We start from the raw sequence: 14,160 nt of genomic DNA on the forward strand, positions 1-14,160 counted from the left end.
GTAAATTATTGTACATTAATATATTGTAAGTCTAATTGCGTTTGGTTGTATTGGTTTACAGCTTCTAAATAATCAACTTGAATAGTGGTTGCATTTTCTAAACTTTGTATGAACTGAAAAAAATCAATTTCACCGTGTTGGTAACTCATATTGGCTACTTTAATAATCTCTTGAGAAACTTTTTTTCCGTATTGATTATAGTATTCAATTGCCTGATTGTATTGTTCTAATTCGCTTTTTTTCTGATTGATGTATGTTTCAATTTTGATTAACTCGTGCTGTTTTTGTTCTTCCCAAGCTTGTGATTCTAACTTGGCAACTTTTGATTTAGCCACATTTCCATTGAATAAGATTGGAATAGCCACACCCACTTGAAATCCGTATAAAGATTGCGAAAGTCCATTGTTTCGGCCTTGAAAATATTCTACATTTAAATCAGGTAACCAATTTTGTTTTTGGAGTTTTTCATTGGATTTGTATTTTTTTGTAAGGCTTTCTAAATAAACACTATACAATTCTTTACTTGAATCCTTTAGTATAGTATTTATTGGTTTAATTTCATTCGTTTTTATACTTATTTTTTCCTCCGATTGTACTAAAGCTTGTAATACTTCTACTTGTGCTGTTTTCTCTTTATCTAATTGCGAAAGTTTGGTTCTAATTTGTCTAAATTTAGCTTCAGCAGTTATTTTTTCCAAGTAATTGGTTTCGCCTAGTTCAAATCTTCGGTCGCTTGCTTTAGAGAAATTTTGGTACAAACTATCTAAATATTTAAATAATTTTTCCTGATGTTGCACATATACGATTTGATGATATACTTTTGAAACTTCCAATTTGAGTTTGTTTTTTTGCAATTCGAAAGAAGCCTTTTGACTTTCTAATTCGGCTTTATAGACCTTTTTTTGTGCACCATAAACCGTTGGAAAAGCAAATGATTGTTGCACTCCAAATACTTTTAAAGGTACGTTATTTAGGGCTAAATTATTTTGGTCATAACTGTAATACACACTTGTTTTATCAAAAGAATAAGCCGTTTTTACGTTTGCATTTGCTTTGTCGATTTGCAATTGCCCAGCTTTTACTAATTTATTGTTTTGCAAAGCTTGAGCCATAATTGAATCTAGTTCAGCATTATTTTCTTGTGCAAAACCAAAGCTAGTACCCAATAAGAATAACAAAATAAAAGTTCCGTTTACATGTTTTTTGAATTTTGGTTTTTTGAATTCTTTCTCATCAAAAACTTTAAACAAAATGGGTAAAACAATCATAGTCAAAAGCGTCGCCGTAATTAATCCGCCGATCACAACAGTAGCTAACGGACGCTGTACCTCTGCTCCTGCTCCCGATGAAATAGCCATCGGTAAAAAACCTAAAGCTGCTGCGGCTGCTGTTAATAAAACCGGTCGCAGTCTATCGGTAGTTCCTTTTAAAATCAATTCGTTTATATCTTTCATTCCGCTGTGTTTTAATTCTTTAAAATGTTCAATTAATACAATTCCGTTTAGCACAGCAATTCCGAATAAAGCAATAAAACCGACGCCAGCGGAAATACTAAAGGGTAAATCTCGCATCCATAAAAATAAAACACCACCTACAGCAGAGAGAGGAATTGCAGAATACACCATTAGAGCTTCTTTGATGGAACCAAAAGCAAAATGCAGTAAGATAAAAATTAAGAATAAGGCAATGGGTACAGCAATTAATAATCTGGCTTTGGCACTTTGCAGATTTTCAAATTGTCCGCCATAGGTAACACGATAACCTGTTGGCAAATCAATTTTGGTGTCGATAATTTTTTTCATATCATCTACAACACTCTGTAAATCGCGGTTTCTGACGTTGATTCCCACAATAATTCTTCGGTTCGTATTGTCTCTTGAAATTTTAGCCGGACCTTCGGTATATTCAATAGAGGCTAATTCATTTAACGGAATTTGCTCACCATTTGGAGTGGAAACATACAGATTTCGTAAGTCTTCAATATCGCTTCTATTGGCTTTATCCAAACGAATCACCATATCAAATCGTTTTTCACCTTCAAAAACATTTCCAACAGTTTTTCCTGCAAAACCCAACGCTATCATTTCGTTTAAATCGGCTATATTCAAGCCATAACGAGCAATCTTACTTCGGTCATAATCAACCATCATTTGAGGCAAACCCTCCGTTTTTTCGATAATAATATCCGAAGCACCCTCCACATTTTTAATAGCTTTTTCAATTTCTCTTGCTTTTTTAGCTAAAACATTTAAGTCTTCACCAAAGATTTTAATGGCTACATCGGAACGAGAACCTGAAATTAATTCGTTAAATCGCATTTCGATAGGTTGCGTAAACTCAATTTCCATGTTAGGAATTTTTTCTTCTATAGCGGCTTTAATTTTATCAGCCAATTCATCTTTAGAGTTTGCCGAAACCCATTCTGATTTAGGTTTCAATTTAACGATAATATCACTTTCTTCCATGCTCATTGGGTCGGTTGGCACTTCGGCAGCACCAATTCTACTCACAACTTGGGTAACTTCAGGGAAATTGTTGAGAATTATTTTTTCGATTTTGGTAGTCGTTTCAATGGTTTTAGAAAGTGATGTTCCTGTTTTTAAAACGGGTTGAATTACGAAATCACCTTCATCTAATGTTGGAATAAATTCGCCTCCCATCGTTGAAAACAATCCTACGGCTAAAAATAATAACCCAACAGCTCCGTAAAGTACTTTTTTAGTATTGCTCAACGCCCAAGTAATCACGGGTAAATACCAAGAATTCAATTTGTTAATCAAACGATTTGAGATGGATTTTGGATTTTCTTCTTGCGGTTTTAAAAACAACGAAGCCGCAACCGGAACATAGGTAAAACACAACAACATTGCACCGATTAAGGCAAAACTGAACGTCATGGCCATAGGTTTGAACATTTTTCCCTCCACACCTGATAAGGAAAGAATTGGAATAAATACGATCAGAATAATTAACTGACCAAAAATGGCTGAATTCATCATTTTAGAAGCACTTTTATAAGTGATTTGATCCATTTCCAGTGTCGGTCTTCTTTGGCTAAACCGATTAAATGTTTGGATTTATGAGCAATTTGAAACGCAATAAATTCAACTATAATTACTGCACCATCGATGATAATCCCGAAATCGATAGCACCTAAACTCATTAAATTGGCATCAATTCCAAAAATATTCATGAACGAGATGGCAAACAATAAACAAAGCGGAATGACAGATGCAACTACCAATCCGGAACGCCAATTTCCAAGCAATAAAACCACCACAAAAATGACGATTAAACAGCCTAAAATTAAATTTTCGGCAACGGTAAACGTTGTTTTTCCAACTAATTCACTTCGCTCTAAGAATCCGTTGATGTAAACACCCTCGGGCAATGTTTTTTCAATTTCTGCTACACGAAGTTTTACATCATCAATGACTTGTTTTGAGTTTCCTCCTTTCAACATCATCACTTGACCCAAAACCTTTTCGCCTTCACCATTTCCGGTTATGGCTCCAAATCGATTGGCGTGACCAAATTGAACTTTAGCAATGTCTTTAATGTAAATGGGTAAACCCAAATCATTTTTAACCACAATATTCTCTATATCTTGAACAGAATTGACTTTTCCTTCGCCACGAATGAAATAGCTTTGATTGGTTTTTTCAATATACGAACCACCCGCAATACTATTGTTTTTTTCTAAAGCTGTAAAAACATCAGTAGTAGAAATGTTCATTGCTTTTAAACTAGCTGGATTGATCGCAATTTCATATTGTTTTAAAAAGCCACCCCAAGTATTAATTTCCACCACACCTTTGATACCGGATAATTGTCTCTTAACGACCCAGTCTTGAATCGTTCTTAAATCGGTAACTGAGTATCGGCTTTTGAATTCAGGTTTAACCTCTAATGTATATTGATAAATTTCGCCTAAGCCGGTAGTAATTGGTCCCATTTCCGGTGTTCCGAATCCTTCCGGTATTTTTTCGGTGGCTGTTTTAATTTTTTCGGCAATTAATTGTCTTGGTAAATACGTTCCAACTTTGTCTTCAAATACAATGGTAACCACCGATAAGCCAAATTTAGAGATAGAGCGAATTTCGATTACACCAGGCAAATTAGCCATCTCAATTTCAACAGGATAAGTTATGTATTGTTCAATATCTTGTGTGGAAAGATTGCGGGAAGTGGTAATGACTTGCACTTGATTATTGGTAATATCAGGCACTGCACCAATAGAAATTTGGAAAACAGAAAACAAACCATAACCAAAAATACCGAGTGTAAAAAGCAGTATTAAAAATTTATTTTTTAAACTAAAGCCTATAATTTTTTGAAGCATTTTGGCAAATTTTTAATTTTAGTAAAGTTACTATGTAACTATTGAAATTGACTTAAGATTGCCTTAGGAATCGATTAGTTAAACCTTAATTCAACAATAGTTTCACTATTTAATTTACTCTGAATTTTGACTTCGATATTCAATAAATTGGTAAGTCGTTTTACAATAGACAACCCCAAACCTGTTCCTTTTGTGTTGGTCTCAAGTACAGATTGTGATCGAAAAAAGCGGTTTTCAATTTTATCCAACTCGTCCCTTGGAATTCCAATACCGTTATTGTGAATTTTGCAAATAATTTGATTATTTTCTTTCAACAAATAGATAGAAACAACTCCATCTTGATTGGAATATTTAATCGCATTTGAAAGTAGATTGCTGATAATAATCGAAACTAAATAGTTATCGGATAGTATAAAAAAATCATCTTTAAAGTCGTGAATAATGGTAATATTTTTGTTATTAATTTTCTGCGAATACCGTGCTAAATTATCTAAAATCAGAGCATTGAGAAAAACTTGTTCTTTTTTGCTCGCTTCTTTCTGATTTTCAAAACGAGCGAGCAAAAGTAATTCATCCACTAATTGATTTAAACGATCAACTTCTTTGATACTGTAATTTATTTTTTCTTCATATTCCGATTGACTGCGAGGTTTACGTACTAAGACTTCTAACGTTCCTTTAATGACAGCTAAAGGTGTTCGTAATTCGTGGGAGGCGTCGGATGTAAATTGTTTTTCGCGTTCTACAGCATTTTCAATTCGGTCTAACAGGTCATTAATTGTTTTTGAAAGTACGAATAATTCATCTTTATTTTGTGGTAAATCTATTCGCGAACTTAGGTTTTCGCGACTAATTTGTTTTGATGTTTCAATGATCGTTTTGATTGGTTTGATGCTTCTTCCCACAATAAACCGAGCGATAAGAAATAAACTTATCAAAATTAATGGAAAAGCAATCGCTAAGATTTTGCGTAAATTTGATAATACCATAATGGCATCATCCAACGACATAGCTACAATCAAACGACCAATTACTTTTTCATTATCATTAAGCGGAACCTGAATCTGACGAATAGGTTTTTTGTTTAAATACGTATCAATAAATTCGTCATTTCTATTTTCCGGATATAGCTTTAAATTGAGTTTTTTTAGGTTGGGAGATTTATCAATTAATTTGTTGTTACTGTCAAAAAACTGAACAAATACCGGGTTTACGTCCACCGTATTATGTTCTCGTTCCCGCCATTCATCTACTTGAATAAGATAGGAATTGTTGCGATCTATTTCAATTTCTTGTAAATGTTTTTCAACCTCGTTTTGAATGTCATCATTAATGTGGTTGTAGACGCTTAGACTTACCATTTGATAAATTACTACAAACACAATTGTTATCAGTAATGCAGTACTGATAATGTAGTAAAAAGCAATTCTATTTCGAAAAGATAATTTGAACATGGTTTGTATTAAGAGTAATCGTTTGCAATATAACCAACCCCACGAATGGTTCTAATACTTTCATCTTCCTTAGAAAGATTGAGTTTTTTACGAATGGCATTCATAAATACATCAATTACACCCGTATCATACTCAAAATGAATATCCCAAACATCTTCAATAATTTGATTTCGAGTGCATACAGTTCCTTTATGCTTAATTAAATAAATCAACAGTTCATATTCCCGTTGCGTTAATGAAACCTCGCTATTTTCTGAAAAAACCTGGTGTTTGGAATGGATGATTTTAATCTTTCCTAAATTCAAAACATCAGTTTCATTTGTTGTTCTAAAATGAATTTTTATTCTTTCTACTAATTCATCAAAACTAAACGGTTTTTTTATATAATCATTCGCTCCGGCTTTTAAGCCTTCTATCGTTTCTTGAACAGTATCTTTGGCTGTTAGAAAAATAATTGGCGTTGTAGTATTGGTTTTTCTAAAGGATTCACAAACGTTTAACCCAGAGCGTTTCGGCAACATCCAATCTAATAAAATTAAATCAGGCTTTTGGGCAATCGCTATTTCCAATCCTAATTGACCATCGTTTGCAACCCACACTTCATAGCCTTCTTCTTCCAAACCTTGTTTTAAAAAGTTAGCTATTCCAATTTCATCTTCAACAATCAGTAATTTTATCATTTTAAAACAATTTCGTAGTTGGTTTATTGAACCACTATTTTTTGTGAATTATAGAATTTATTATCAAAAACAAAGGTAATAATGAAGGTTTCTGACATTTTTTGGTTCAACTGAAAATCAAATTTATTTGAACCCACTTCAAAATCGACAATTTCACCTTCACTCACCATTTTACCATCTAATGATGTAATAAAATACGCAACATCACCGTGGTATGGAATATAAAATTCAACATTTATTTTTTTTCCTTTGATTGGATTTGGAGCTATTTTTACGCTAAAAGGATTCGTGTTTTGGTTTACAGCAATTGATAAATCCTCTTGTCTGGTTAACTTTATTTCGTAAACTGTTGGACTTGCAGAAGTGGTACTGGTTTGATTAGCGGAAAAAGGATTCAAGCTATTACTATGAATTCCTCCCACCAGATGACCAATAACAAATTCTTCCTCATCAATATCGTCTAATTTTATTACTTCATTTGTACAATGAGGCAGATCTAAATTTTGAATGAATTCTGCACCAGCACCGCTTAACAAGGGCATTTCAACCGGAAATTGATGTTCTGATAACACGCCATTTTCATTTCTTGTCACTCGACTAATGGTTTTCACAAAAGGAACTAAATTATCTTGTACTAAGGTCGTTCCATTGTAATAATATTGACTCATTCCACCAAAAAACAAACTATGCATGTTGTTGGCGTTTACTTCATATAATCCTACTTTTCCACTATGATAATTACTCAAATATTGATTAAAACCGGTTTGAGGAAAATGTCCCTCCGCTTTAATATCCACAGGATACAAAAAAGGTAAGTCTTGATTAATTTGAAAAACACCGGAAGAAATGGTGTAGCCTAACTCACCATCCGGAAAAACTTGCGGCACTAAGTTATAATCTCTTCTGTGCAAATGAATCGGGTCGGTAATTTGTTCTATCAGAGAAAAACTCAATTGACTTCCAGAATTATCAATGGTAAATTTTCTAATTTGATTAGAATAATTCTGCGTAAAAGTCGGATTACCCATCGGATTATAGCGACCATCAAATCGATGTCCACCGATTAAATAAAAAACGTTATCTATTTTTCCCAATTGTCCGCCAGTTACAGCAAATAATGAATGAGTCGTTTGTTTAAAAAATGGTGTGACTGGTGTATTATTTATGATTGCGTTGATTAATCCCGGGACATCGATGGCTGTTAATTTATCAAACGTAATGTGATCATTAGCGGTTGTTGAAAAAGCATAACCTCCAATAATATAAAGTGTTGAGCCATCTTGATAGAAATTCATGTTGGTCGATTGGAGCTGTTCCCGAATTCCAACCGGAAGAGTTGAAAGTGAAACAGACCAACTTTGTTGCGTTGACTTATCGACCACAAAAATAGTTGTATTGTTATTGGATGCCGGAAAAGCGTTAAAGGGTTGCCGGGCATGCAAACCATCTAATCTTCCGCCAATAATTAGCCATTTTCCGTTGTCTTGACCAAAAGAAAAAGAATGTAAACCAGGAAGACCATTAATGGTTATTGGGTTGATTTCTAATGAATAATTAAAGTCATTTTGGGCAACTGTAAACTGTGTAAAAACAAAAAAAAGTGCTGTGTAAAAAATAGTTTTCATGTGATTAGGTTTTCCTCAAAATTACTTCATTTTAACATTTTTTTTTGTAACTAATGTTACATAACTATTGCATGACAAATTTAATTCCGAAGGAAACAATATTCGCCTTCAACCCATCACTTCTAGAATAATGATTATATCTTAAATCAATATTTTTTATGCCAAACTTCCAAATTTTAGACGTTGTAAAGATATCGGTATAATTGACACCAAATCCGTATTGATGGGCATCAAATGTTGATAAATCATAATCGGAAGTATAATATTGTTGGGTCGAAAGATGTTGTTCGTGTGGAGCAAAATACTTCGATTTGGATTGTGTGTAAAAACGATACATGGGAAAAACAGTAAATCGGTCAGTTATTTTGTACGGCAATTCGATACTTGCTGTATGCGAACTGATTCCCCAATTGTCAGCATAAAAGCGGTAATAGGTTCTGAAAACCAATTTTTCATTGATATAATAATTCAATCGAGCACCGATTGGCAATTTAAATCGACTGTCCGGCAATCGTTCAATATCATCCGCTAATTGAAATTCATTGATAAACGAATCACTCACATCGGCAAAATAAACGCGTTGATACGGAGTAGAAAGCAAGCCTTGCTGTTGCAAAACATCTACAAAAATTGAAAGCTGTGTTTTCTTATTTAGTACTTGAGAAAAACTGAAAGAAAGAGCAAAAGAATTTCTGTTTTTCATCGGTTGAAAAACAAAACGGTTTGGGTTATAATCTGTATTTCCAGTGATTGAAAAATCATCAAAAATTCCACCGTTTAATGTATTTCCGTTATCGGCAAAATCTTGCAATTCTTTCGGATAAATAGGTTTCCATGTATCTAAATAAACATTAGCTGCGATACCTACTTCAGTATTTTTATCGTTAAATAATTTGGTTAATCCACCACCAAATCCAATGGAAGAGTAATCATATTCTATCGAACCGGAAAGGTGTGCATTCCAAATCGTATTTCGATCATCCGAACTATGACTGTAATTGACGACCAACGTAGTTAAAACATCTTGTGCAGAAGCACCGGAACTCGCTTGCCACGGACTTGGAGTAGCACTATCAAACGGATTGATATTTCCTGACGAAGCCGATGAATAGGCCGAAATTCCCATGTCAACCGTTAACACATCGTCGTCGTTTAATGGAACAGAAACAACAATGGTTGGTGTAATGTCGGTTAATTCTTCCATTCCTTTTCCACCGGAAACCGCTGAATGAATTCCGTCTTGTTTATAATAACTCATTAAAAAATCGACTTCAACTGATTCGAGCACTCTTTTTTTGAACACGAGTGTTGAATCTTGTTCTTGAGCAAACCCTATTGCAGTAATAAATAGAAGAAAAATAAAACTTATATTTTTCATAAAAATGTATTTCAAATTGTTTTAACCACTTAACCTTTTAAACTTTTAAACTAATTACATCCGCAACCACCGCCGGTCTTGCCACCATTGGCTCCGGCTGCTGCTTCGCGATAAACTTGAAAATTGGTTTCAAAACGTTCTGACGATCGAGCGGCTAATTTCATGTCGGCATCGTTGATTTTTTCTTTTTCGTATTCTTTTACTGAATTGCAGGATTGTAATGCGATTAGAATTAGGGCAAGAATTATTATATTTTTCATTTTGATAATTATTTGAACACAGATGACACAGATTTATAAAAATTTAAAAAAAATTACTTTGATATTATTAATTGTTGAATTTCTTCAGGTCAATATTTTTAGAAGTATGCACCACACCTTTATCATCTACAATGATGCATTCGATTCCGTTGATTTGGTTGACTAAATCGATTCCGACATCAATGCCGAGCACGAAAATTCCGGTAGCCAGTGCATCGGCTAGTTCTGTGGTTTTTGCAAAAACCGATACACCTACAATTCCGGTAGCAGGATAACCTGTTCTTGGATCTATAATGTGTGAATAACGTTTTCCGTTGAAAGTGACAAATTTTTCATAGGTACCGGAAGTTTCCACTGCACTGTCTTCCAAAGGAAAAGTAGCAAACACTTTATTTTTATTCATTGGATTTACAATAGCAACTGTCCACGGTTTTCCATCAGGTTGTTTTCCCCAGGCAAAGATGTCACCAGAGACATTTACAATTCCAGATTTACAGCCGTTTTCGATTAATAAAGCTTTGACTCTATCGGCAATATAACCTTGACCAATACCACCTAAACCGAGTTTCATTCCTTTGTTTTTTAGAAAAATTGTCGATTCATTTTCATTTAGGATAATATTTTGATAACCTACTTTGGCAACTGAATTTTTGATAGCTTCTTGCGCAGGCATTTCTTTCATGCTTCCATCGAACTTCCAAATTTTATCCATGGAAGCATAGGAAATATCAAAAGCTCCGTTTGTTAATTTCGAAATTTTAATGGCTCTTTCAATCAATTCAAAAACTTCTTCATCCACTTTTACAGGAGAAATTCCGGCATTTTGATTGACTTTGGAAATTTGTGTGGTTGGAAACCAATCGGAAATTAAATTTTCAATACGTTTGACTTCTTCAATGGCTTGGTTAATAAATTGATTTCCTTGAACAGTATCTTTAGCCACAACGGTCATTTCAAAAGGACTACCAAGCATAAATGTCTTTTTGGTATGAATGATTTGAGCGGAAGAATTCCACAAAAAGAAAAGACTACAATATAGAAGAATCGATTTCATTTACTTCTCGAATTTTTTAATCATCGCTATATATTCTGTAGGTGATACATTTTTGAATCCGGTCATTCCTAGCACTTTTCCATTTTTATCTAACAAAACAACTAAAGGGAAACTTCCTCCTTTGTTATACTTTTCAGCCAATTTTTTGTTTTGTTCTGTTAGTTCCGGAGTTAATTGATTGGCTTTTTTCTTTGGAAAGTCGGCTTTATAACTGACCCAACTTTTATTTGCCTCCGCTTTAAACTCATCTGACATCCAAATGTTCTTTTCTAATTTCATACAGGGAGCACACCAATCAGAACCTGAAAAAACTAAGACAATATTTTTATTATCTTTGGTAGCAATAGATTTTGCCTCTTCAAAATTGGTTTGCCAGTTTTGGGCTTGTGAAAATGAATTTGTTATTAAAAAAACAATTAAAATTAATCTTTTCATATCTTAAAATTTATAACAAAATAACTGCACATTTATGAATAAATTACATGGAAAGACACATCTTAAGCAAATCTTAAAAATTAAATGACTATCGCTAACCGTTTTGGAGCAATACATTTTATCTTTGATAAAAAATGTTCAGACATCTAGGAAATAGCCGAACTTTTAAACACAACATTCGTTTAGCGACCACACTTTCAATGGTTGCGGGGATTGTAAATATTTGTGGATTGTTAGCATTAGGCGTATTAACCACTAATGTAACCGGGCATATTGCTTTTTTTTCCGAAGAAATAGCTGGGAAAGATTATGCCACCGGACTGGTTTTTTTACTTTTTACCATGTGCTTTTTACTAGGAGCATTTATTTCTAATTTTTTGACTGAATTAGCTTTAAAAAATAAAAATAAAAATCCCCACTTTTATCCTTTACTTTTAGAAATAGTGTTGATCACTTTTGTCGCTTTAACTTTTTTTGAAAAAAATTTAAACCTATTTAACAGTCAGTATATTGCCTATGCTTTACTGTTAGCGATGGGAATTCAAAATGCTTTGGTCACCAATGTTTCAAAATCTGTGGTAAGAACTACGCACCTTACCGGACTTCTAACTGATTTAGGAATCGATTTATCGCAGCTTTTCTTCAAAAATAATGAACGAAAAAAAGTAGTGTTAGAAAAAAACATTACGTTGCGTTTGGCAATTATCACCTTTTTCTTTGCAGGAGGATTGATTGGCGGAATTTTATTCAAATATTTTGAACTGAAAACGCTTCTTGTAGCTAGTGCTTTGTTAATAATGGCAATTTATTTTGATTATTTACGATTTCAATATTATATTTTGAAACGAAAAATTTTCAGAAAAAATTAAAGTAAACCGTTATACTTTCTAATAAACCACTCCGAAGTCAGGGCTAAAGCGATAATGATTAACAACCAAATCCAATCAATAATGGGCGTTTTTTTGACGATTTCTTTTTGGATGGGTTTGTAGTTTTCGTTCGCCAATAACATTGCAATCAATTCGTCGGTTTGATTAGCGAGAAATGATTTTCCATTGGTTTGATTGGCTAATTGATTTAGTTTAGCATAATCAGGATTCACAAATTGCTTTTCAATATCAAAATCTAAAACTTCAAAAAAGCCGGAATAGGAAGTTTTGGTGTTGTTTTCGGTAACAGTAAATGAATAATTTCCGGCTGAAAGTCCGTCTAAATTTACTTTATATGAATTGGTTGATTTCAATAAATCATACGATTTGGTTTGATTGGTCGCTTTGTTTTTTACCGTGATGGATAAACGAGCATTGTCATCAAACTCATAATTTTTATTGAAAAATTGAGCATTTATTTCGATAGCATCGCCAGAATTATAGAAATTTTCGTGCGTGACAACCAATGATTTTCTAGCGTTGTTGGAAGCTAAAAATTGAATCGTTTTATCAATAAACACATCAAATTTTTCAAAACTTTGTTGGTCGATATGGCTTTGCAAACGCCATTTCCAACTATTTTCACCAAACAAAAAGGCGGTTCTTTTGCCTTGATTTTCGGTGTAGGCTAAAATTGGCGAATCAAGTTCTACATTACGAATTCTGGCTCCAAGTAATTTTTCGAAAGCTGATTTGGATGTAATTGTCCCGAAGGGATTTTGCAACGGTGGAAAATTTTCAAAACCAATATTATCAATAGCAAAAAGATTGAACTGTGTAGAAAAAGTAGCCAAATAATCTTCTTGTTGACCACTCATTTTGAAATCAAACGTCGATTGTTGTTGATTTAAAAAAGTGAAATCGGTATGTAATCCGGTGATGATCCAAGTATTCAAATTAGCTAGCACATTCTTTTCGAAAACTGACTTGAATTCGGAGATTGGTTGATACAAAATCAACACATTAAAATCTTGTAACGAATTGATTTGATTCGGTTTAACAATGGTTACTTTACGTTGTTGATTTGATTCAATCGCACGTTTTAACGCTCCGATATCCGGATGATTTATTGAAGAAATAATAGCAATTTCCGATTTTTGATCAATGATTTCAACCGCAAAATTTTTGGTATTATTATACGTATTTTTTTCAGGTTCTGATGAAGAAATAGTTGCTTTAAAAACTTGAACGCCTACTTTTTCGGCGGGTAATAAAACAGTGATTAATTGTGATTTTTGACGGGATGAAAAGCTCACATTTTGCTTGCTCAAAACTGAATTTCCTTGTGAAATAGAAAAAGTGGCATTCATATTTTTGTTTCCGGAATAGTTGACAAATACTTCTACGGGAAACTTATTTTTTAGAAAAGCATATTTGTTGACGTTAAGCTGGCTGATTTTTAAATCTAAAACCGAAGTCGTATCGCCCAAAACAATTGGGTAAACGGCTTTATTTTCGTCGAATGAATAAATGTAATCGTTTCCTTGTGTTTGATTTCCGTCGGTAATGATAACGGTGGGATGGTTGACACTTTTGTGGATGCTCTTCAGTCCTTTGCCTACGCCATCGATTCGGGTTTGGGTTCCTTTGAAGTCATAGGTTTCCAAAGATTCCAATTCGCTAGAAAACTGATAGGATTGTACTTCGTATTTTTCTTGTAAAGCGGAATTGGAAGTCAGTTTTTTGTAAACTTCTAACGCTGATTCATTGGAATTTAATTCGGTAATTGATGACGAATTATCGACAACAATTGGTAACGGAATCTTGATGGTTTCGAATGATTTTCGGGTAAGAATTGGGTTGATTAATAAAACCAATAATCCGAAAATCGCAATGAAACGCAAAAAAGCCAAGAACCAATTGATTTTTGAATGGGTTTTGGCTTTATAGAAATATTGAAAAAATGATACTCCTCCGGCTAATAATACTGAAAGTATGAGTAAAAGGACGGTGGTTGTGGTCATTTATTGCTAAAGTTTAAGAGGTTAAAGGTTTAAAAGGTT

Annotated in this window: 9 protein-coding genes and 1 pseudogene; 1 reads left to right on the forward strand and 9 read right to left on the reverse strand. The window is 33.5% G+C overall.

Annotated elements, in window-relative coordinates:
- Positions 1-5 precede the first annotated feature (5 nt).
- From B0I10_RS12425 to B0I10_RS12460, 8 genes and pseudogenes are all read right to left on the reverse strand, one after another.
- Positions 6-4,342, reverse strand: a pseudogene (locus tag B0I10_RS12425) (CusA/CzcA family heavy metal efflux RND transporter).
- 74 nt (positions 4,343-4,416) lie between these two features.
- The gene (locus B0I10_RS12430; protein ID WP_112086836.1) at positions 4,417-5,796 is read right to left on the reverse strand and encodes a sensor histidine kinase; all 1,380 of its coding nucleotides are present in this window, start codon (positions 5,794-5,796) and stop codon (positions 4,417-4,419) included.
- 8 nt (positions 5,797-5,804) lie between these two features.
- Complete coding sequence (locus B0I10_RS12435) at positions 5,805-6,473, reverse strand: response regulator transcription factor (RefSeq protein WP_112086898.1); 669 nt, start codon at positions 6,471-6,473, stop codon at positions 5,805-5,807.
- Positions 6,474-6,499: 26 nt separating this feature from the next.
- The gene (locus tag B0I10_RS12440; RefSeq protein WP_112086837.1) at positions 6,500-8,101 is read right to left on the reverse strand and encodes a hypothetical protein; all 1,602 of its coding nucleotides are present in this window, start codon (positions 8,099-8,101) and stop codon (positions 6,500-6,502) included.
- A 64-nt stretch (positions 8,102-8,165) separates the two neighbouring features.
- The gene (locus B0I10_RS12445; protein WP_112086838.1) at positions 8,166-9,479 is read right to left on the reverse strand and encodes a DUF3570 domain-containing protein; all 1,314 of its coding nucleotides are present in this window, start codon (positions 9,477-9,479) and stop codon (positions 8,166-8,168) included.
- A gap of 50 nt (positions 9,480-9,529) precedes the next feature.
- Positions 9,530-9,739, reverse strand: coding sequence for a DUF4266 domain-containing protein (locus B0I10_RS12450; protein WP_112086839.1), 210 nt, complete (start codon positions 9,737-9,739; stop codon positions 9,530-9,532).
- A 67-nt stretch (positions 9,740-9,806) separates the two neighbouring features.
- A complete protein-coding gene (locus B0I10_RS12455; RefSeq protein WP_112086840.1) occupies positions 9,807-10,793 on the reverse strand; it encodes an FAD:protein FMN transferase in 987 nt (328 codons plus the stop codon).
- The gene (locus B0I10_RS12460; RefSeq protein WP_112086841.1) at positions 10,794-11,228 is read right to left on the reverse strand and encodes a thioredoxin family protein; all 435 of its coding nucleotides are present in this window, start codon (positions 11,226-11,228) and stop codon (positions 10,794-10,796) included.
- Positions 11,229-11,362: 134 nt separating this feature from the next.
- Here B0I10_RS12460 and B0I10_RS12465 point away from each other — a divergent pair, with 134 nt between their 5' ends.
- Positions 11,363-12,097 carry a YoaK family protein gene (locus B0I10_RS12465; protein WP_112086842.1) on the forward strand — a complete coding sequence of 245 codons (735 nt, stop codon included), beginning with the start codon at positions 11,363-11,365 and terminating at the stop codon, positions 12,095-12,097.
- On the opposite strand, the gene B0I10_RS12470 is transcribed toward B0I10_RS12465, so the two are convergent.
- The gene (locus B0I10_RS12470) at positions 12,094-14,121 is read right to left on the reverse strand and encodes a hypothetical protein (RefSeq protein WP_112086843.1); all 2,028 of its coding nucleotides are present in this window, start codon (positions 14,119-14,121) and stop codon (positions 12,094-12,096) included. The genes B0I10_RS12465 and B0I10_RS12470 overlap by 4 nt on opposite strands.
- Between the last annotated feature and the right edge of the window lie 39 nt (positions 14,122-14,160).

It is taken from the genome of Flavobacterium lacus (assembly GCF_003268815.1).
In the GTDB taxonomy this organism is placed as follows: domain Bacteria; phylum Bacteroidota; class Bacteroidia; order Flavobacteriales; family Flavobacteriaceae; genus Flavobacterium; species Flavobacterium lacus.